The organism is Paenibacillus sp. Z3-2 (genome assembly GCF_054161325.1).
The window spans coordinates 1849380-1871229 of record NZ_CP096397.1; the positions used below are offsets into that span (position 1 = coordinate 1849380).

Consider the following 21850-nt stretch of genomic DNA (forward strand, 5'->3'; position numbering starts at 1 on the left):
GATTATATAACCTTTGCTTTTTTACAATAATCTGGTACAATAACTGAGAAATTGATACTACACATGAATGAGAGGTAACCATACGTCCCATGAAGTAAAACACATGAATTGAACCCCAGTTAACTGCAGACGGTTTTATAACGCAGTCAGCCAGAGCGGCTGAGCAATGAGGGGATTCGTGTGTCCAAATTCAGCTATGGGATCAGGTGTGGAACCAGTAAGCCTTTGAGGTTTACGTGTACCCTGTATTTGGGGTTTCTTTTGTTCATGCCGTAGCTTACCCTAGTTCTGTCTTTGAATGCAATCCTGAATTGCCAAACCGCCGGCTGATGCCAGCGGTTTTTTTTGTTCAGCAAAAAGGATGCAGGAAGGATGAGGCCTCATGATGACATTGGTACGCTTACATGAAGTATCAAAAGAGTGGAACGGCAAAGAATTATTTACAGGATTGAATCTGGAGATTAATGAGGGCGAGCGGCTCGCCATTCTGGGTCGCAACGGATGCGGCAAGACAACGTTGTTACGTATCATTTTGGGTGAAGAGCATGGTAGTGGACGGATTGAACGTCATATTCCTCAGCAGGAATGGGGGTTCATGCGTCAGCGCTCGGAGATTGAGATGGGGATGAATGTACTTGATGCGGTCCGACGTGAGAGCGGTCAGATCTATGAAGTGAAACGGGAACTGGAGGAACTGGAACAACGCTTGAGCATCAGCAGTGAGGCGGATGATGAGCTGCTTGCAGCCTATACGCAAGTGACGGTTCAATATGAACAGTTGAACGGTTATATGTGGGAGACCGAAGTAGAGAAGGTGCTGACACGCCTTGGATTGTCCGCAGAACATTGGAACAGACCCTATCATTCCTTAAGCGGTGGGCAAAAAACAAAGGCCCGTTTGGCTGGTCTGCTTGTCAGCAAGCCCAAATTCCTGATACTGGATGAACCGACGAATCATCTGGATGAGGGAAGCATGCGCTGGCTTGAAGAGTGGTTGTCCTCATATGAAGGTACGCTGTTATTTGTATCTCACGATCGTACGTTTATTGATCAGGTAGCTACAGGAGTCATTGAGTTCAGTGCAGAGGCTCTGACCAAATATAAGGGCGGATACTCCGACTACAAGATCCACAAAGAGCGTGAATTACGGGAACAGGAAACGATCTACCGCAGGCAGGAGTTGGAACGTAAGGCGCTGGAAGAGACGATTCGAAATTATCAGGAATGGTTCCATAAAGCGCATAACTCAGCGACCGATGTGGAGGTGAAGATCACCCAGAGCTTTTACAAAGCCAAAGCCAACAAAAATATTTCTCGTTACCATGCAAAACAAAAACAGTTGGAGCGTTTGGAAAAGGAACGGGTGGATAAACCTCGTGAAGCTACCAAGTTGAACATGGAACTACAGATGAGCACACTGGCTGCACGTCAGCTGCTTGCGCTGGAAGAGGTGAGTTTTTCGTATACACGTAACCAGCCACTGCTGCGCGATCTTCGAATTACTGTGGAACGCGGAGATCGGCTTGCTGTACGGGGCCCTAATGGAACGGGCAAGACGACACTGCTGAAGTTGATGATTGGTGAGCTGGAACCTTCGCAAGGCAAGGTAACACGGCATCCACAGCTGAGAATTGGTTACTTTTCACAGGAACTGGAAGGGCTTCCCGAGAATCAGACGCTTCTGGATAGCTTGCTTACCCTTCCATCCATGACACAAAGTGCGGCACGGACCATTCTGGGATGTTTTCTGTTTTCCAGGGATGATGTATTCAAGCGGATCGGGGATTTGAGCATGGGGGAAAAGTGCAGAGTGGCATTTCTAAGGCTATACTTTGGCGGAGCCAATCTGCTGGTGTTGGATGAACCAACCAATTACCTGGACATCGATACCCAGGAAGTCATGGAGAATGTATTGAAACAGACGTCAGGTGCTTTGGTGCTTGTATCTCATGACCGGATGCTAACGAAGACACTCGCGAATCGGTTGTGCGATCTGGAGGCTGGAGGCACAGCAACCCTGTTTGAAGGAGGTGTATCCGATTGGGAGCAGTCCAGCAAACTCCGGGAAATGGCGCTGGAGACCCGGGAATCCGATGACGAGCGATTGCGACTTGAAATGCGATTATCTGAATTGCTATCTCCTGTGAGTACTGCTGGGAAAGACAGTCTAACACTGCCCGAACATGCGAATGAACGAGCAGCCGAGGCAGCGGAGATTCGAGAAATCCAGCAGCGCTTGAGACAATTGAAAGATAAGGGTGCAAGCATAAAATAGAACATGGACGACTTGCTATTTCGATCTATTTTGCATATAATTATGAACGATCATCGATGATTACATCGATACAGGTAAGTGTTCAAAAAGATCGGTTTTCAGTACCAAGAAGATGGGATGAAGATAGAAATGGAGTAGCGGAGCGTAGGAGAACTACGTGAGACACGGACATTTCGGCTGAATGCCATATTCGAAGCTGATGATGCCGCTAGGCATCATTCGTAATCAAAAGCGGACTTTTTAAACAACCTCTAGTAGGTATAACTAACAAGTAAACGTGATGATGGAGATAAGTAAGCAGTGCCTCTGTACAGGGAGGAAGCGCCGTAGATTGAGAGCGTTTCTGTAGAACAAGGCTGCTGAAATTCACTCCGAAGCGGTTCCCTGAACCTGTTTGTGTGTAAACACAGAGACAACAGTAGGGGCAAACGGTTAACGGTCGTTATTCCGTACAAAGTGAGACAGAACCAGTTGCAGACCGAGTGGGTTGTGCAGCAATGGATGTCTAACAAGGGTGGTACCACGGTCTTTTCGTCCCTTCAGGGGAGAGAAGGCCTTTTTTTGTTGCAAAAACACCACAAAAAGGGGGCAATTACACATGAAAGAACGTTTAGAGGCATTGAAGATCGAAGCGCTGGAGCAGTTGTCTGGTGTGAGTGATCCGCAGACGCTGAGTGATCTGCGTGTGAAGTATTTGGGGAAAAAGGGTGCATTGACTGAAATTTTGCGCGGTATGGGTGCGCTTAGTGCGGAGGAACGTCCAGTTATTGGTCAAGTAGCCAATGATGTTCGTGCTGCCATTGAGGAAGTCATCGACAGCAAGCAAGATCAGTTCCAGAAGGAAGAGACAGCGAAGCGTCTGCAATCTGAGAAAATTGATGTAACCCTGCCAGGACGTCGTGGACGTCAAGGCGGACTGCATCCACTGACCAAAGTGGTACAGGAGATCGAAGATATTTTCATCGGTATGGGATACCGCGTTGCGGAAGGTCCTGAAGTCGAAATGGATTATTACAACTTTGAAGCATTGAATCTGCCGAAGAATCACCCGGCGCGCGATATGCAGGATTCCTTCTATGTTACAGAAGACTTGTTGATGCGTACCCATACGTCTCCGGTTCAAGTTCGTACCATGCAGGGCATGAAGGGCGAAGTACCTGTCAAAGTCATCTGCCCAGGTAAAGTATACCGCCGTGATGACGACGATGCGACGCACTCTTTCCAGTTCAATCAGGTGGAAGGATTGGTCATCAGCGAAAACATTCGTATGAGCGATCTGAAAGGAACCCTGCTGCAATTCGTGCGCGAAATGTTCGGTTCCCACACGGAAATTCGACTGCGTCCAAGCTTCTTCCCGTTCACGGAGCCAAGTGCGGAAGTGGATGTAACTTGTGTACAATGCGGCGGCAGCGGTTGTCGGGTATGTAAACAAACAGGCTGGCTTGAAATTCTGGGCGGCGGTATGGTTCACCCGAAAGTGCTTGAGATGGGCGGATATGATCCGGAGAAATATAGTGGTTTCGCATTTGGTATGGGCGTAGAGCGTATCGCCATGCTGAAGTATGGTGTTGATGACATCCGTCACTTCTACAACAGTGATCTGACCTTCCTGAAGCAATTCGGACGGCTGTAACTTTACAATAAATAGATCTGCATTCATAGAGCAAGCGTTAGGAACGGCAACACCAATTTATAGATGAAGGAAGTGAACGTCCATGAGAGTATCGACAGATTGGCTGTCTGATTATATTTCCCTTGAAGGTGTGACGCCACAGGAATTGGCAGAGAAAATCACCCGGGCGGGAGTCGAGATTGATGTAGTGGAGAACCGCAACAAGGGCGTGAATAAAGTTGTTGTGGGTTATGTGAAGAGCAAAGAGAAACACCCCGATGCAGACAAACTTAATGTATGTGTCATCGATGCCGGCCAGGAAGAAGATCTGCAAATCGTGTGTGGTGCGAAAAATGTGGATGCAGGCCAAAAGGTAGTCGTAGCTCTGGTTGGAGCGAAGCTCCCAGGTGGATTGGATATCAAAAAAGCCAAACTGCGCGGCGTTGTCTCCCTTGGCATGATCTGTTCCGCCAAAGAACTGGGCATGAACGATAAATTGCTGCCTAAAGATCAGCAGGAAGGTATTCTCGTTCTGCCAGAACAAACGGAGATTGGCACGCCAATCAGCCAGGTTCTTGGTCTCGACGATCATGTGCTTGAGCTGGACCTGACACCGAACCGTTCCGACTGTCTCAGCATGCGTGGTGCGGCTTATGAAGTGGGTGCCATCCTGGGTCGTGAAGTGAAGCTGCCGAGTCCCAAAGACCAACTGGTTGAGGTTGGTGATGCGGCTGCGAATCATATCTCTGTAGAGATTAAGGCGCAGGAGCAATGCAGTCACTACGCGGCTCGTTATGTAACCGGCATTAAGCTTGGTGCTTCCCCGCTGTGGATGCAAAACCGTCTCATGGCTGCAGGTGTTCGTCCGATCAATAATATCGTTGATATCACGAACTATGTCATGCTGGAATATGGTCAACCGCTGCATGCATTCGATGCGGATAAGCTGGATAAAGGCCATATTGAAGTGCGGATGGCTAACGAAGGCGAAACGATTGTTACGCTGGATGGCCAGGAGCGGAAGCTAGAGCCGCACATGTTGCTCATCACAGATGGCGTGAAGCCAGTAGCTATCGCTGGGGTTATGGGTGGCGAGAATTCCGAGGTATCGGAAGGCACAGTGAATCTGTTGCTGGAGTCCGCCAAGTTTGACGGCGGAACCGTTCGGAAAACGTCGCGCCAACTGGGGCTGCGTTCCGAAGCAAGCATGCGTTTTGAAAAGGAAGTAGATCCGGGTGCAGTCATTACGGCTTTGGATCGTGCAGCCGAACTGATTCAACGTTATGCTGAAGGTGAAGTGCATCAGGGAATCGTGGAAGCTGGAGCAGAAGCGGCAGAGAAACGTGTAATTCAATTGTCGCTGGACAGACTGAATCGTTATCTGGGAACAGATCTTTCATTGCTTGAGGTGAAAACCATCTTCGCTCGCTTGCACTTTGCATGTGGTGATGCTGATCAAGGATTACTGGATGTGGAAGTGCCAACACGCAGAGGGGATATTACGCTCGATGTAGACTTGTTTGAAGAGATCGCGCGTCTGTACGGATATGACAACATTCCAACCACATGGATTGAAGGGCCGACGACTCCGGGGGCTTATACACGCTCACAAGCGATGCGTCGCACCATTCGTGAATTGCTCTCAGGCAGTGGCTGGCAGGAGATGATCAGTTACTCCTTTGTACACCCGGATAAAGTGACACTGTTCCCGGCGTTGACACAAGGCAGTAAAGCTGTGAAGCTAGCGATGCCTATGAGTGAGGACCGCAGTGTGCTTCGTACGAGTATTTTGCCGCAAATGCTGGATGCAGCGGTGTATAACATGAACCGTAAACAGGATTCACTGGCAGTATTTGAAGTGGGCAATGTGTTCTTCACTGAAGAAGATCAGTTGACCAAGCAACCGCATGAGATTCCAGTACTGGGCTTACTGCTCACTGGGAATCGTGCAACCCAGCAGTGGAATGTTGGAGCAGAGAAAGTAGACTTCTTCGATCTGAAAGGTGCGCTTGAACATCTGTTCGCCTATGTGGGTCTGGAACAACGCATTCGCTTGGTAGCGAACAGCCCTGAAGGATTCCATCCGGGACGTTCCGCATCGGTTTACCTGGAAGGGAAAGATGGCGGGGAAGGCACATTGATCGGTACGCTGGGTCAACTGCATCCGGAACTGCAACAGCAGTATGATCTGAATGATGTGTACATCGCAGAGATTGCACTTGAATCGATCTACAGTGAAGCGGACGCTGACATTCGTTATCGTGAACTTCCGCGTTTCCCAGCCATGGAACGTGATATCGCGGTTGTTGTGAATGAGGATATTGAAGCTGGAGATATGCTGCGCGCCATTCGTGAATCCGCAGGTGAATTGTTACAAAACGTACAGGTATTCGATGTGTTTACTGGCAGCAAACTGGGTGAAAACAAGAAGAGCGTGGCGATGGCACTGGTGTACCGGAATCGTGAACGTACACTGACCGATGAGGAAGTTACTGAAGTTCACGCCCGTGTAGTGACTCGTCTGGAAGAGCAATTCGGAGCGGAATTGCGTAAATAGGACAGAAGAAGATTTTTTGAACAAAGATTAGCAGGAATTGTTTGAAGTCACATCGAATCCTTAGCATTAGAGGATCGATGTGACTTTTTTGTGATTACAGCTTAGAATCAACATACAGACTTGAAGGAGGGCACAACTGTGACTACACCTGATCGTACACGCGTCACCGTAGAGATCTACGGGACTTCCTATAAACTGGTTGGCAGCAGTGCCGACTATATGAAACAAGTAGCTAACCTGGTAGATGAGCGTATGAGCGCGATCTCCAAGCAAAATTCCCGTCTGGATACTCCGCGTATTGCGGTGCTGGCGGCTGTACATATGGCTGAACAGTCTCTTCAGACTCATGAAATCCGGAATGAACTGAAGATGCTTACTGGAGAACGTACAGAACTGAGAAACGAATTGAATCGGTTGAACGCCATACAAAATGAACATCAAGAAGAATTGGAACGTCGTGATCAGTCTCTTGCTGAATTGCAGAAGCTGAAGCTCGAAGCCGAACAGGCCCTGCAAAAGGCCGAAACGGACAAAAAATCAGAGGTAGCCAAGTTGAATACGCTGCTGGAGCAAGAACGTGCTCAAGCAACGGAGCGAGTGCAGAAATTGCAGGCCCAAGCGACGGCACAACTGAAGGAAGCAGAAGCCAAGGGCATGAAACAGCTGAAGGAAATGGAAGAGAAAGCGGCTAATCAGCTTAAAAATGCACAGGCACAGGCTGCTTCCCAGCTAAAAGAAGCTCAGAACCGTTCTGCAGCTGAATTGCAGCAGGCGCAGGCAAAAGCTGCGGCGCAATATAAAGAGTTGCAGGACAAGACTGCAGCTCAATTGAAAGAAGCCGAAAGCCGTGCCGTTGCAGAACGTCAACAGATTGAAGCCACGGCTGCGCAACAGGTTCGGACAGCGAAGGAAGAAGCCGAGTCGGCCATTTTGTCCGAGTTGGAGCAGGCAGAGAGCAATCTGAAGAAAGCTCAGGAAGAAGCGACACTGCGATATAATGAACTTCAGCAACAGATGGAACTTCGTCTTCAACAGGCTGAAGAAAAAGCGCTGCAACAGACGCAAGCGCTCACGGATCAGGCGAATCAGGAACGGGCTGATTTGCAGGAACAAGCGGAGCAGAAGCGCCTGACTGAGATAAATCAGTTGAATGCGGAGTTCAAGGCGTTATCCGAGCAGATGGAACTCGAATGGATGGAGAAAGAAGCAGCCCTCGAGGAACAATTGCAGCAAGCCAAGGAAGCAGCAGCATCCCAGGCAACAGAAGCCGCATCGGCTGCAGAGGCCATACTGCAAGAAGAACGGGGCAAGCTTAAGCAGCAACTTGAGGAACAACGTAAACAGGCGGAGACTCGACTATTAGATGTCGAAGAGCAATTGGAAGAAGTGATGACCCAGCTCATCAGTGCACAGGACATGGTTGCAGAGCAAGAACAGCAGCTTCAGCACGAGCGTGATCAATTGGAAACGTTGCGTCATGAGTATGAGGGTCGTAAACAGGAGCAGGAAGTTCAGGCTCGCCGAATCACGGAACTGGAGCAGCAACTGGCACAGTTGAAAGAGGATCGTTCCCAGTTACAGGAGCTTCTCCGTGAAACGGAGCAGGCTGCTCAGCAATCTCGTGATGCACAGCAACAATGGAAGCAGAAGTATAATGAAACTGTTGATAGAGAAGCCTCTCTCACAGCCCAGCTACGCAAACTTCAGGAGCAACACACACAGCTTGAACAGGAAGCCCAAAAGCTTCGTCAGGCTGAAGTGAAGTCGGAAGAGGAACAGCGCAGGTTGCATAAGGTGCTTGAACAGGCTCATGCTGCGGTGCGTACATTGCAGCATGAGATCAGCACACTCACGGAACGTGAGCAGTCCTGGAAAGACCTTGCTGAGCAGCGATTGGCTGAGATCGGCGACCTGGAGAATCAGATACTCGAAGTTGCTGAACAAAATGAAACGCTGGAGTCTGGTGTGCAATCCCTTCATGATGAATTGTCCGTGGTGAAGGAAGAATCTCGTTTCAATCATGAGGAGGCTGTGCATTATCAAAAGGACGCAGAGCTTTTGGAAGAGAAGTGCAAACAACTTGAAGTTGAGTTAAATGGGGTCCGGGAAGAGTTGAACCGACTTCAGGATAGTTATAAACAAATCCGTAATGATTACAGTGATGCATTACAACGAGAAGAAAATTACAGTTCCAAGCTTGATGAATTGAGTAAGGAGAAACAAGAGATTGTAAGTGCGCTTGAAGAAACAAGACAGTCTTCAGCGAAACTGTCCGAGCGGTACTCGGAGCAAGAGAGCCGGTTAGCCCAGACCGAAGAAGAAGCGTTGGAGTGGCAGATCAAACACGAAGAGTTGGCAGTCAAACAGGCTGAGTTGTCATCTCGTCTGGAGCAGCTTACAAGACGTGAAGAAGAACTCCGCTCAAGTGTTGAACAAGCAGAGCAGAACGACCAGGTGTGGCAACGGCGTGCAGATGAATGGGCGGCTCAGGAACAATCCTGGCAGGAACGCTGGGCTGCGCTTGAGAATGAACTCACGGTATGGAAGAGAGAAAGTGCGGCAAGTAGCGAATTGCTGGAGGGACTGGAGCAAGAACGGCAGCAGCTGGACAAGTTACGAGCTGAGGCAACCCTGGAGAAACAGACCATTGAAAATGAACTGCTTGAGATGGGAGAGCGTTACGAACTAGCGGCCAATCAATTACGTTTGTTACAGGTTGAACGCGAAATGGAGCAGGAAAAGGCAGAGCATCTGAATAAGGAATATCGTCAGTTGCATGATGAATATACGAAATTGCAGACGGAATATAACGAATGGATTGAATTGATTGAACAGGACCAGACCTAGCGGATTGATTGTAGCAGAACTGGCTCGTGTGCAACGCACTCTGGTACAATTTGTTATACTAAAGAAGGAGCTCCCGTCGCTGCGGGGGCTCCTTGTCTTGAATACTATTCTTCAACGATAATTTTGGAGATCATGCTGCTGTGTCCGGAACCACAGAAGACCGAACAGGACATTTCAAATTCACCGACTTTGTCCGGGGTGATCACTTTGGAACTATTTCTGGTGTCGAGCGTAAGATTCAGCTCAGGCACGAGAATACCGTGGTTTCCGTTTACATTTTCATAAACAATTTTAACCGGGACACCTTTTTTAAGATGGTACTCGGGTTGATCAAATTCGTAGTTGCTTGCCTTGATGACCAGTTCTTCACTGGCTGTAACGTCAGCATCTGACCCGTTGCTGTCAGAGTCTGCGGACTGATTCGCTCCTCCGCATGCAGCGAGGACCAGAATTAACATACAGGCAGCAAGCCATGCTATGCCTTTCTTCATCATGTGCCTCCTTAGGGTAATATGGGTAAAATGTGAATGATTGCTCCAGTCATCATACCGCAATATGTGGATGCCTGTACACGCTGCGTATGTCGTTTTTTTTGAAAATTGTATGTGTTTGTTGCACTATCGTTACGGCCCGAATGAAATAAACCTCTTCCGGCAAAGGCCTTCAGAGGTTTAGGAGTATTCATGCACACGAAAAGGAGAAACTGATATTAGCTTTTGGAGCTTCGTCCGGCATCAAAAGGGGTGGATACGGGGATGAACAGATCGATAATCCCGATAACCAGTGCGGCCAAGATGGCACCGAGCAGGCTGACCTCAACATGATCTACAACATATTGACCTAGCCAAATCACCAGTGCGCTAACGATAAACCCGACAATACCGCGACCAAAGGGGTTGACCCTTTTGCCGAAGATACCTTCAATGATCCAGCCGAGCAGGGCAATGACGAGAGCAAGCAACAGAGCGCTCCAGAAGCCACCAACGGCGAATCCGGGAACGATCCAGCTGACCACCACTAAAACAATTGCGGCGATGACAAATCGCACGACATGTCCCAGAAAATTCATGGTGTTTACCTCCTTTTATTCGGATTGAACTGAGCAGGGTTCTCCAAGGGTTTGGAGAGGTTGCACAATCCTGACACCTGTAGTTTGTGGTGCTATGGTTGAAGTTATGTGTGGAAGGATTCGTTAAATAGCGCAAGAAAGTTTCTTTCGTTATAATACAGATATAGTTTGGAAGGAGTTGTACACTTGGACACGAAAATTTTACACACACTGGAATATCGCAAGATTTTAAATACATTGCTTAGCTTTGCCCAAACTACGATGGGTAAAAAGAAAGCGGAGCAACTTGAACCGATCAGTGAGCTTGAAGAAGTGAAGCGGTTGCTGCAGCAAACCGATGAAGCATTCACATTTGATCGTCTGAAAGGCTCGCCGTCTTTTGGAGGGATTGTAGATATTACGGCCTCGATCAAACGTGCTGAAATTGGAGGAACGCTTAATCCTCACGAACTTTTGGGAATATCCAATACGACCTTTGCTGCACGGCGTTTGAAACGCCTGATCGCCACTCTGCATGAAGATGAGACGATTGAATCCTTGTTTTATATCAGCGAACAACTGTCAGAGCAAAAAACGCTTGAGGATGCCATCAAAATCTGTATCGACGATAATGCAGAAGTTGCCGACAGTGCAAGCGTAACGTTGGCGCAGATTCGTCGTGAGCTTAGAGGCGGAGAAGCACGGATTCGCGAGAAACTGGATTCCATGATTCGATCCTCTACCGTATCCAAGATGTTGCAGGATCAGCTCATTACGATCAGAGGGGACCGTTTTGTTATCCCGGTGAAAGCGGAATATCGTTCGTACTTCGGTGGGATTGTGCATGACCAATCCGGTTCAGGTGCAACATTGTTCATTGAGCCGGAATCCATCGTTGCAATGAACAACAAATTGCGCGAGACCCGGATTCGGGAAGAACGCGAAATAGAAATCATTTTGCAGAAATTGACGGCGCTTGTCAGCGAACAGGGAGAATGGCTGCTGTATGATGTCGACTTGCTGGGCTCTCTTGATTTTATCTTTGCCAAGGCACGCCTGGCTCGTGAGCTGAAAGCAACGTTGCCACGCATGAATGACCGCGGATTCCTTAAGCTCAAGAAAGGGCGTCATCCGCTGATTCCGATTGAAAATGTAGTCCCAATTGACATTGAGCTGGGCAATGATTACACATCCATCATCGTGACAGGTCCGAATACGGGTGGTAAGACGGTAACGCTCAAAACAATTGGATTGCTGAGCCTGATGGCAATGTCCGGTTTATTCGTTCCGGCAGAGGATGGCAGTCAGCTATGTGTATTTGATGCGATCTACGCCGATATTGGTGACGAGCAGAGTATTGAGCAGAATCTGAGTACCTTTTCCAGTCATATGACAAACATCATTCGCATTCTGAAAAATATGACACCGAAAAGCTTGGTATTGCTCGATGAACTTGGAGCAGGAACTGATCCGGCTGAAGGTTCCGCACTGGCGATCTCTATGCTGGAGCATATGCACCGGACGGGATGTCGCATGGTTGCAACTACCCATTACAGTGAACTGAAAGCATACGCATACGAGCGTAAAGGCGTCATTAATGCCAGTATGGAATTTGACATCAATACACTGAGTCCAACCTATCGCCTTCTGGTGGGTGTACCAGGACGAAGTAATGCATTTGCCATTGCAGAGCGTCTGGGGCTGCCGGGTTACATTCTCGACTACGCTCGTGGCGAAGTGAAGGAAGAGGATCAACGGATCGAGCACATGATTGCTTCTCTTGAAGAGAACCGACTTACGGCAGAGCAAGAGCGTGAGAAGGCGGAGATCTTGCGTCAGGACATGGAGAAATTACGCAGTCGGCATCAGACTGAACTGGAAAAGCTGGAACAGCAGCGTGATCGTCGGATTGAGAAAGCAGAAGAAGATGCACGGGGCATTGTGGACAAGGCTCGTGTGGAGGCGGAAAAAATTATAGCAGATCTTCGCCAGCTGGCTATGGAAGAAGGTGCTTCCGTGAAGGAGCACAAACTCATTGCTGCCCGCAAACAGCTGGACGAAGCTGAACCGGAGAAACGCAGGAAAACCATCAAGAAGACGGCGGCAGCACCGAAGACTCGTGCCATCGGTCCTGGTGATGAAGTGTTAGTCTATAGTTTGAATCAAAAAGGCCATGTTGTGGAGATGTCGGGTAGCAAAGACGCCATGGTGCAGCTGGGGATCATGAAAATGAAAGTCTCTCTGGATGACCTGGAACTGCAGCAATCGGCTCCGGCAGCCAAACCGAAGCAAAAACCGGTAACTGGTATGAAACGCACGCGTGATGACAATGTGAAGAGTGAACTGGATCTGCGTGGTACCAACCTGGAAGAAGCCCTGATGGAGACAGACCGTTTCATTGATGAAGCTTTCCTCGCCAACCTGGGCCAAGTATATATTATTCATGGTAAAGGTACAGGGATTTTACGTTCCGGGATTCAGGATTACCTGCGTAAGCATAAACATATTAAAAGTTACCGGCTGGGCAATTACGGAGAAGGCGGGAACGGTGTAACCGTTGCAGAATTGGAATAGCCGGACCATGAATCAATGATATTCTGCGGCCTTATTCATGAAGGTCGCAGATGGGGAGAGGGGAACGGTGCGTGAAAGAAAGCATTGACCAATTGCTGTCTCATCCCTTGGGGATGGTACTCGGTTTTTTCTCGGTCGCGATTATGGAGCTGCTTTTATTTCTGGCTTGCTTCGAACTGGTGACCAAATATAAATGCTGGTCGGAGATCAAGAAGGGCAATGTGTCTGTTGCCATGGCGACAGGAGGCAAGATCTTCGGAATCTGTAACGTACTGCGTTTCTGCATACAGGCTAAATCTTCGGTGTACGAAGCCATGACGTGGTCAATTGTTGGGTTCTTCCTTCTGCTCGTTGCCTATTTTTTGTTTGAATTCCTGACACCCGTGTTCTCCATTGATAAGGAGATCGAAGCGGACAACCGAGCTGTTGGATTGATATCCATGGTTATTTCCATCTCATTGTCGTTTGTTATTGGCGCGAGTATTATCTAGGAGGACCGGTCATGAAGATATTGATACGGATTCTGTTTGCGGCTTCGATTGTGTTCTTTGCCATCGGTGTCATCTATGTAATGAATACATGATTATTTGAAAGAGAAAGGTTGATTCAATATGGAAACAACAGTATGCCCTTGGTGTCACACGGAGATTGTATGGGATGAGGAACTCGGGCCTGAAGAAGAGTGTCCATACTGCCACAATGAATTGAAGGGATATCGTACGCTCAACATTGACATCGGTGATGAAGAGCACGATGAAGCTGAAGACGACATTTATGATGTGGACCATGCAAACGATGAGAAACAGACTACGGATCTTTCAGATCTGTGGGGGGATGAGGTTGAGCTTAAACTGCCTGAGTTGCGAACGTTAACCAAATACGCGGATGAAGGTAATGACCTGATTCAATATGAACAAGGTGTTCAGAAGCAACTTGATCATCAGGAAGAAGTGCCAGAGTGCCCGAATTGTCGGGAATTCATGATTCTCGCGGGCACTCAAGCTGCAACGCAGGATAACTTTACTTCAGTTGCTAACGCAGCTTCGGGTGAAGGCTCCCTACTGTCACCACCATTTACGGTTCAAACTTATGTGTGCTCGGGATGTTTCCAAGTTCAATATAGTCTATCTGAGAATGACCGTCTGCGTCTGATTAAGAACCTGAGTGCGCATAAATAGATAGCATTCGGAAATGCATACCAATTTCATAGCAATCCTGAAGATTTATCATGTTTTCCTCTAGCTTGGGGCACGTTAACCCTGAGACCTACCTGTATACAGTTCACTTCAGGTGGATGAAGGAGGAGCAGATGAAGATTACTTTAGGCCGACAATCCATTCTGCTTTTGGGCGTGAATGGATTGTTTGCGTTAGCCGGAGCGCTATCGGGAACCTTTTTGAATGTGTTTCTGTGGAAAAGCCGTCCGGATTATGCCATGTTGGGTTGGTTCACAATCAGTCAGCAATTGGCCATTGGACTCACGTTCTGGCTTGCTGGCAAATGGGTCAAGGAACACAATAAAATGAGTGCTTTACGACTAGGTACTGCAATGTCCGGCCTTTTCTATATGGTTGTCCTCTGGGCCGGTTCCAAAGCTGTAGACTGGATTTGGCCTCTGGGCATACTCCTGGGGTGTTCTCTGGGGCTATTTTGGATCGCATTTAATGTCGTGTATTTTGAAATAACGAATCGGGAAAACAGAGATCTATTCAATGGCTGGGTCGGATTACTTGGCTCGATGACAGGAATTATAGGTCCATGGTTCTCCGGTCTAATTATTACCCGAATGACGGACAACACTGGGTATCGGCTCATATTTACGGTATCTCTCGTCATTTATGTTATCGCGGTAGTCTTTAGTTTTTTTCTCAAAAAGAGAAAGGTAAGCGGTACATACCGCTGGTCTGAACCCTGGATACAGTTATCCAAACCGGATAGTCCCTGGAGGACCTTGGCTTTGGGTTTGTTCGCTCAGGGTGCGCGTGAAGGGGTTTTTGCCTTTTTGATTGGGCTGCTTGTATACGTGGCCACTGCACAGGAGTACAAATTGGGACAGTTCTCACTCATCACTTCTGCCGTGGCATTAATAAGTTATTGGGCAGTGGGGAAATGGTTTAAACCACAGTATAGATCGAGAGGCATGTTCATCGGAGCTCTGATTCTGCTGGTTGTACTGATTCCTCTTCTGTGGAAAGTGACCTATATTACGCTGTTAATCGTGGGGATTGGAAGTGCAGTTGCGATGCCATTGTATATTTTACCTATGATATCAGCGGGATTCGACATGATGGGTACAAGTGGCGAAAATGTGGAGAAAAGGGTTGAACTTGTCGTATTGAGAGAGTTATGTCTGATGGGTGGCCGTCTATTCGGGTTGACCATATTTATTGTAACGGTCTTGAATACTCCGTCCCTGCGCATGTTAACCTGGCTTATTATCGTTCTGGGTGCTTTCCCGCTGATCGGCTGGTTATTTATGCGTAAATTATTGAATCGGACGGAAGGTCAAGAGTCGTCGGGTTAGCAGTCTTTCAATATACAAACAGGGTACAATGCAGGGAAAGAGAGAACTTTCCTTGTACTGTACCCTGTTTGTATTTGTATTGGTTATGTAGTTGGTTATACAGGAGATGGTTTACTTGTGCGTGTAAGTGAGAATAGATCCATATCAGGGTTCTGCTTGCCCGTAATGGCATCCACAACAAGGGAGGCTGCAATCATACTGTATATGGTACCGTTGCCTCCATAACCTTCCACAAAGTACGAATTCGGATAATCTGGATGTGGACCGATAAACGGGAGACCATCATGGGTGCTACCAAATACAGCTTCCCAAGCGTAATCGACTTCGAGATCAGGTAATGGAAAATACTCGGCAATCTTCTGCAACAAAATCTCACCTTTGTGAACCGCCTTGATAGCCCGTTGTTCTTCTTGAGGACTATCTTCATCAAGTCCGCCAGCCATTATTCTTCCGTCTGGAGTCGTGCGCATATATAGATAAGGTCGTTCGGTCTCCCATATCATGCACTGCTTATACCAGCTGCTAAGATCCTGTATTGGCTTGGTAGCTATAGCATATGTGCTTTGCAGGTATGCCCCTCTGTCCTTTTTGATTTCTTGTGTTTCATAGCCTGTTGAGAAAATAACATGTTTGGCACGTACAGTGCCATGAGGTGTGTAACATAGGACACCATTTCCATCGTAATCACAGTGGGTGAATTCACTATGAGCATAGACTTTAGCTCCTTGACGTGAGGCTGAGTGGAATAGTGAATGAACCAAACGATACGGATTAACCTCGGCATCCCCGCTTGTGTATAGTGCAGCGCGTCTGCTGAACGGGAACAGTGAACTGATTTTTTCCTGATTCCACAGCTCTACATCAAATCCATAATGTTTCAGGTTACGATATTCTTCCTCCAGCAACGGTACATCTTGCTCGTGAGTGGCGCAATACAGACTTGTGCGAGGCACAAACCAAGGATCAATCTCAAGCTTCGAGGAAATTTTTTTAAGATGTTGCATGGCATCACGGCATAATTCGTAGAATCGAACACCGCGTTCTTCCCCAAATGTCTGGATACAAGAGGTGAGCGTTTTGTCGTTCGCATATTGGAGCAGGCCCAAATTTGCCATGCTGCTGCCATGACCGATATCTCTTTTGTCAATAACAACAGTATCAATCCCCTGATCTATCAGAAGCTTGGCAGAGAGTGCGCCTCCCAATCCACCGCCGATGACTAGGCAATCACAGGACAGATTTTCTTTCAAAACAGGATAATGGGGATGAGAATCAAAGGTGGTTGGCCAGAACGTTTCCCCGTTAATAAGTTCCATAATAATCACCTCTGTAAAATATAGTTGAAGTATACTTCTTCAGGTTAGGGTAACAATAAATTCGCAATAACTTTAGGTTAAGGAGGTCACACATACATGCAAAATTCACAAATGCAAGCACTGAGCCCCAAGGAACTGAACTATATCGCGGATTCAATTTCCAATGAGGAAATGCTGATCAAACAATGTGCAGCTACAGCTTCCATCACACATAATCCGCAAATTCAACAGGCACTGAATCATTATGTTCACTCACATGAACAGCATCTGAGCACTCTTGTCAATGCGTTACAGCAACATCAATCTCTTGCACCAGCGCAATCCCAGTAAAGCTCAAAACAATGATAAGTCATTCCAAAGCATAGGAGGAAAATACGTGTACACTCAATCTTTGTCATCTGGTGGGAATTTTATGCAAGAACAAGACTTGTTGAAGTCGATTCTTGCAGATTTAAGACGAACTTCACGTGAATATACAACAGCAACTACTGAATCTTCCTGCCCCACAACTCGTAGAATGTTCAATGAGTTAACGAACGATACATTAAGATTACAAGGTGAATTGTTCAACCTGATGCAACAAAACAACATGTATTCCGCTCCATCCAAAGCACTTCGTCAGGATGTGGACAAACAAATCCAGTCTGCACAACAGATCCAACAGAAGTGTCAGCAATTCATTCAAGAAAAGAACATGCAGAACAGCTCATATAGCCAAGCTCCTAATGTGCCTCAGCATCAGCCGAATTACGGTAACCCTTATTACATGTAACCTGTGTATAAGAGGTTTGAGCACCTAACGATCCAGGCCCATACCACCGCTTGCCTGAATTCAGGGCAGGCGGTCTTTTGTCTTTGCATCAACGTTAAATTCATGTAATATAAGTATTAATTCATTTTCAGGAACCTGGATGACGCTGGAGGGAAAACCATGAAAGATTTGAACGATCTGCAATTAAAAGTTCTGGATCTTCTTAAGGAAGACGCGAGAAGGACTCCCGCACTGCTGTCGACGCTGCTGGGGGAGTCGGAAGACAAGATCAAAAACGCCGTGGCACAGCTTGAACAAGACCACGTCATCGTGAAATACGCAACCGTCGTGAACTGGAGCAAAATAGATGATGAGAAAGTAACGGCCCTGATTGAGGTGCAGATTACGCCGGAGCGTGGTCGTGGCTTTGAAGGGATTGCTGAACGCATTTATCTATACCCGCAAGTGAAGTCCGTATATCTCATGTCAGGTGCTTACGATCTGCTCGTTGAAGTGGAAGGTGGCAACCTGCGTGAAGTTGCTAATTTTGTGTCGGAGAAACTGTCTCCGATTGACTCTGTACTTTCAACCAAAACGAATTTTATTCTTAAAAAATATAAGCAGGACGGGATTATCTTTGAAGACCATCAGGAAGACAACCGTCTCATGATCTCGCCGTAAAGGAAGATGTGTCATGATAGTGAATGAACAGACAACCGGGAACAACAAGAAAATGACATCATATCTGGCACCTCTTGTGCAGCAGATACCTCCATCCGGAATTCGCAAATTTTTCGATCTGGTTGGAGACAACAAGGATATTATCACATTGGGTGTGGGTGAACCTGACTTTGTTACACCTTGGCATATGCGTGAAGCCTGTGTATACTCGCTGGAAAGAGGTATGACCAGCTACACATCCAACGCAGGCATGCCTAAGCTGAGAGAAGCCATCAGCGATTATCTGGATACACAGTTTGATACCAAATATGATCCCAAGGATGAGATTATTGTTACCGTGGGTGGCAGTGAAGCGATTGATCTGGCTTTGCGCGCATTAATTGTACCTGGCGACGAGGTTCTCATCCCTGAACCTTCGTACGTGGCTTATTCACCAATCGCTTCGATCGGTGGAGGTATACCGGTCGGTGTTGAAACCTATGCGAAAGATCAGTTCAAGCTAACGGCTGAAGCGCTTGAAGCAGGCATCACACCGAAGTCGAAAGTGGTTATTCTGTGTTATCCAAGTAATCCAACAGGGGCCATCATGACCTATGAAGAGTGGCTGCCCATTGCTGAAGTGATTAAAAAGCATGATCTGATCGTGATCGCGGATGAAATATATGCTGAATTGACCTATACGCAAAAGCATGTCAGCTTTGCAGCTATTCCGGACATGAAGGAGCGGACCATTCTGGTAAGCGGATTTTCCAAAGCTTTTGCAATGACAGGATGGCGGATTGGATATATGTGTGGTCACCCTGAACTTATTGCAGCCATGCTCAAAATCCACCAGTATACGGTAATGTGCGCGCCGGCCATGGGCCAGGTTGCTGCACTTGAGGCCTTGACGAACGGTCTGGGTGAGAAAGACCGGATGGTAGAATCATATAATCAGCGCAGACGTTTGATTGTGCAGGGATTCCGGGATATTGGACTTGACTGTCATGAACCTCAGGGAGCGTTCTATGCATTCCCGAGTATTCAAAAGACAGGCATGAGTTCAGACCTGTTTGCCGAGCGATTGTTAACGGAGAATAAAGTTGCTGCTGTTCCTGGGAATGTTTTCGGTCCTCAGGGTGAAGGCTTCTTGCGTTGCTCGTATGCTACTTCCGTAACCCAATTGAATGAAGCATTGGAACGAATCGGAAACTTCGTTTACAAATTGCAAAAAGAGGGTTAATACTAAATTAGAATCTTTTTACACAGATATACATTTTATCATTGTAAAAAAATAACTTTCTTTTACAAAATATTGTGATATAATTTCAATTTGAAATAAGTTTTCATATATTTGGAAACCATTTTTCCAAGGAGGGGTTGGCTTTGTTTTGTGTTGAATATGATTTACCGACTAATCGTGGGCACTATCTGGCAGAAGGCGATCATGGCGACCGATGGTCGGTGAAACCTGATAACGCATCCTTGCATGACATTTCCTTGGAAGATGAGATTCATATGCTTCGTCGCAAGATGGAACAGATCTTCCTTGAAGAGAAATCATTCACATCCGATATTGTAATTGAAATCAGCAGTTTGCTGGATTTAAAGATTAATGAATACATGAAGGCTAACCCGATCAAAGGGAAATAACGTTTTCGCTGGATTTTGAAACGTTTCATTAATCGAGTTAGAACAGGAGACCTGAGAGGGTCTTCTTTTTTGTGTGTAGAGCAAGGGATATCCCCCGATAAGCCAGGTTATTTTTTTGCGTGGAACAATTGTGATATATTGGACATAGGAGACTAAAGGGGGAACTGGAATGAAGAGATTTTGGGGGCTTACTGCGATCATTTCTGTGATTTTTTTGTTGGCGGGTTGTGGGGGTAAGGATGGATTTTCCGTTTTTATCATTGATAACCAAGGAAATCCATCTGTAATCTCGGAGCAGTTGCAGGCCAATCTGCAACAAAAACTGGGCGAGGAGCCCCAGGTGGAAGTGATCACCAGTGCAATGTATGATGTTCAGAAAATTATGGTAGAGTATGCGGCTGGAGGACATGATATCTTCATATTGCCTGAATCCGACATGAAACAATACGGAAGTAATGGCTCCAATGTTCCGCTTGATGATACCTTTGATCCCAAGAAGTATGAACGTGGTGTATTTGACGGTGGGGTCTTAGTGGAACAAGGTGAAGGAGATGCAGGTTCAGATCTCAAGCAAGAATCACATCTTTACGGCATTCCACTCGAAGACATGAAGATGTTTAAAGATGTAGAATATGCTGCAAGTAATCTGTTTGCCACCATTCCGGTATCAGCTTCCAATGTCGAAGAATCCAAAAAAGTGCTGAAGGCGCTAACAGAGTAAACGAAATACAGAATGGCTATGGAAGGAGGGAAGCGGATTGTTGATTACGGTCACAGGCGGCATAGGTAGTGGTAAAACCCGGTTTGCCCTCAAGTACGCAGCCGGCATTAGCCGGGAGGGCGTATATTTATCCACTGGTGATCATGATCCCGTTATTCCCGAATTGCCATCCGCTCATTATCGTGCCATTCATGCCGGGAACGGTCAGCATCTGACAGAGGTGATCACCCAGATTAATCGGGAATCCAATCTGTTTTTGGCGGATCAGCGAATTGTAATTGTAGACAGTCTTACCTCCTGGATGGCTGCCGGCTTCAGGGCCACAGAGGATCTGAATCACCAGCGTGCAGAGACGCAGCTTTTGCTTGATGCATTATTGTCTTATCAGGGGAAGTTGCTTGTGATTACCAATGAAATGCATGGCACATTGCATCCCACAGAGGAAGAACGAATATTTACAGCGAGAATGGCTTCGGTTAACCGGATGCTGCAGACACGTGCTGAAAAGATGTACATGCTGGTATCCGGTCTGGCTATCGATCTTAAGCGTCAGGGAATGCGAGATGAAGATGAACGGTAGCGAGATGACATAAACGGGTGATATGAAGAAGCCTCCTCGACCACGAAATGGTGGCAAGGAGGCTTTATTTATTGAGTCTGTCATTATTTATTTCTGCTTTTGGCTACGTCTGATCCACCAGATAATACATCCGATAACAATGATGGCCAAAATAACATACACGACAATGGAATAGACGTCCATAAAGTGCAAAATGCTCTCCCATGATGCGCCGAGCGCAGCGCCAACAGAGACAAGAATAATATTCCATACCAATGTACCAATGGTTGTAAAGAGAAGGAATAAACCAAATTTCATGTTGGACATGCCTGCAGGAATTGAGATGAGACTACGGACAAGGGGAACCATTCGACAGAACAATACGGTCCACATGCCATATTTGTCAAACCATGCATCGACACGGTGAATATCCTCTTTTTTGATGCGTAGAACATGTCCCCAGCGTTCCACAATTTTTTCAAGGCGTTCGACGTCAATGAGTAGTCCAATACCATACAGGAGCACAGCACCAAGGACGGAGCCGATGGTAGCGGCAATAATAACACCTGGAAGTGTGAGACTGGTATAGGTGGTCATGAATCCGCCAAACGGCAAGATGATTTCGGATGGAATCGGGGGAAATACGTTCTCTAAAGCAATAATAAGTGCAATGCCTATGTAGCCGTATTGTTCCATGAAATCGGTTATCCAGTTTTGCATAATCGTCTCCTTTACTTTTGGTTTCCTTCGATT

General features: G+C 47.0%; 19 protein-coding genes. 15 read left to right on the forward strand and 4 right to left on the reverse strand.

The window, feature by feature from the left end; genetic code table 11:
* Nucleotides 1–382: 382 nt before the first annotated feature.
* The 4 genes from abc-f to M1D71_RS08295 all read left to right on the forward strand — a co-directional run bounded on the left by abc-f (nt 383) and on the right by M1D71_RS08295 (nt 9291).
* Nucleotides 383–2275: a ribosomal protection-like ABC-F family protein gene (gene abc-f / locus M1D71_RS08280; RefSeq protein ID WP_458126049.1), complete on the forward strand. Its 1893-nt coding sequence runs from the start codon at nt 383–385 to the stop codon at nt 2273–2275.
* A 598-nt stretch (nt 2276–2873) separates the two neighbouring features.
* Nucleotides 2874–3908 (forward strand): phenylalanine--tRNA ligase subunit alpha, encoded by a 1035-nt coding sequence (gene pheS / locus M1D71_RS08285; protein ID WP_458126050.1) that lies wholly within the window; start codon nt 2874–2876, stop codon nt 3906–3908.
* Nucleotides 3909–3990: 82 nt separating this feature from the next.
* Nucleotides 3991–6444 (forward strand): phenylalanine--tRNA ligase subunit beta, encoded by a 2454-nt coding sequence (gene pheT / locus M1D71_RS08290; protein ID WP_458126051.1) that lies wholly within the window; start codon nt 3991–3993, stop codon nt 6442–6444.
* Nucleotides 6445–6582: 138 nt separating this feature from the next.
* Nucleotides 6583–9291: a hypothetical protein gene (locus M1D71_RS08295; protein ID WP_458126052.1), complete on the forward strand. Its 2709-nt coding sequence runs from the start codon at nt 6583–6585 to the stop codon at nt 9289–9291.
* A gap of 104 nt (nt 9292–9395) precedes the next feature.
* On the opposite strand, the gene M1D71_RS08300 is transcribed toward M1D71_RS08295, so the two are convergent.
* Both M1D71_RS08300 and M1D71_RS08305 read right to left on the reverse strand, forming a co-directional pair.
* Entirely contained in the window at nt 9396–9782 is a 387-nt protein-coding gene (locus tag M1D71_RS08300) for a cytochrome C oxidase subunit II (protein ID WP_458126053.1), read from the reverse strand.
* Nucleotides 9783–10000: 218 nt separating this feature from the next.
* A complete protein-coding gene (locus M1D71_RS08305) occupies nt 10001–10360 on the reverse strand; it encodes a phage holin family protein (RefSeq protein ID WP_458126054.1) in 360 nt (119 codons plus the stop codon).
* 186 nt (nt 10361–10546) lie between these two features.
* On the opposite strand from M1D71_RS08305, the gene M1D71_RS08310 reads away from it, so the two are divergent.
* The 4 genes from M1D71_RS08310 to M1D71_RS08325 all read left to right on the forward strand — a co-directional run bounded on the left by M1D71_RS08310 (nt 10547) and on the right by M1D71_RS08325 (nt 15437).
* A complete protein-coding gene (locus M1D71_RS08310; protein WP_458126055.1) occupies nt 10547–12913 on the forward strand; it encodes an endonuclease MutS2 in 2367 nt (788 codons plus the stop codon).
* A gap of 50 nt (nt 12914–12963) precedes the next feature.
* Entirely contained in the window at nt 12964–13404 is a 441-nt protein-coding gene (locus M1D71_RS08315) for a DUF350 domain-containing protein (RefSeq protein WP_458126056.1), read from the forward strand.
* A 120-nt stretch (nt 13405–13524) separates the two neighbouring features.
* Complete coding sequence (locus M1D71_RS08320) at nt 13525–14091, forward strand: hypothetical protein (protein ID WP_458126057.1); 567 nt, start codon at nt 13525–13527, stop codon at nt 14089–14091.
* A 131-nt stretch (nt 14092–14222) separates the two neighbouring features.
* On the forward strand, nt 14223–15437 hold the full coding sequence (locus M1D71_RS08325) for an MFS transporter (protein ID WP_458126058.1): 1215 nt from the start codon (nt 14223–14225) through the stop codon (nt 15435–15437).
* A gap of 95 nt (nt 15438–15532) precedes the next feature.
* Here the strand turns inward: M1D71_RS08325 and M1D71_RS08330 are convergent, their stop codons facing one another.
* Complete coding sequence (locus tag M1D71_RS08330; protein WP_458126059.1) at nt 15533–16753, reverse strand: NAD(P)/FAD-dependent oxidoreductase; 1221 nt, start codon at nt 16751–16753, stop codon at nt 15533–15535.
* Nucleotides 16754–16849: 96 nt separating this feature from the next.
* On the opposite strand from M1D71_RS08330, the gene M1D71_RS08335 reads away from it, so the two are divergent.
* From M1D71_RS08335 to M1D71_RS08365, 7 genes are all read left to right on the forward strand, one after another.
* Nucleotides 16850–17083, forward strand: a complete 234-nt coding sequence (locus tag M1D71_RS08335; protein WP_458126060.1) for a hypothetical protein — start codon at nt 16850–16852, stop codon at nt 17081–17083.
* 46 nt (nt 17084–17129) lie between these two features.
* Nucleotides 17130–17525, forward strand: a complete 396-nt coding sequence (locus M1D71_RS08340; protein WP_458126061.1) for a spore coat protein — start codon at nt 17130–17132, stop codon at nt 17523–17525.
* Between the two features lie 159 nt (nt 17526–17684).
* Nucleotides 17685–18185 carry an Lrp/AsnC family transcriptional regulator gene (locus M1D71_RS08345; RefSeq protein WP_024628343.1) on the forward strand — a complete coding sequence of 167 codons (501 nt, stop codon included), beginning with the start codon at nt 17685–17687 and terminating at the stop codon, nt 18183–18185.
* A 13-nt stretch (nt 18186–18198) separates the two neighbouring features.
* The gene (locus tag M1D71_RS08350; protein WP_458126062.1) at nt 18199–19407 is read left to right on the forward strand and encodes an aminotransferase class I/II-fold pyridoxal phosphate-dependent enzyme; all 1209 of its coding nucleotides are present in this window, start codon (nt 18199–18201) and stop codon (nt 19405–19407) included.
* Between the two features lie 188 nt (nt 19408–19595).
* On the forward strand, nt 19596–19817 hold the full coding sequence (locus tag M1D71_RS08355) for an aspartyl-phosphate phosphatase Spo0E family protein (protein ID WP_176872852.1): 222 nt from the start codon (nt 19596–19598) through the stop codon (nt 19815–19817).
* Nucleotides 19818–19986: 169 nt separating this feature from the next.
* Complete coding sequence (locus M1D71_RS08360) at nt 19987–20538, forward strand: hypothetical protein (protein WP_458126063.1); 552 nt, start codon at nt 19987–19989, stop codon at nt 20536–20538.
* Between the two features lie 37 nt (nt 20539–20575).
* On the forward strand, nt 20576–21118 hold the full coding sequence (locus M1D71_RS08365; RefSeq protein WP_145319813.1) for a bifunctional adenosylcobinamide kinase/adenosylcobinamide-phosphate guanylyltransferase: 543 nt from the start codon (nt 20576–20578) through the stop codon (nt 21116–21118).
* 87 nt (nt 21119–21205) lie between these two features.
* On the opposite strand, the gene M1D71_RS08370 is transcribed toward M1D71_RS08365, so the two are convergent.
* Nucleotides 21206–21817, reverse strand: a complete 612-nt coding sequence (locus M1D71_RS08370) for a DedA family protein (RefSeq protein WP_458126064.1) — start codon at nt 21815–21817, stop codon at nt 21206–21208.
* Nucleotides 21818–21850: the final 33 nt, after the last annotated feature.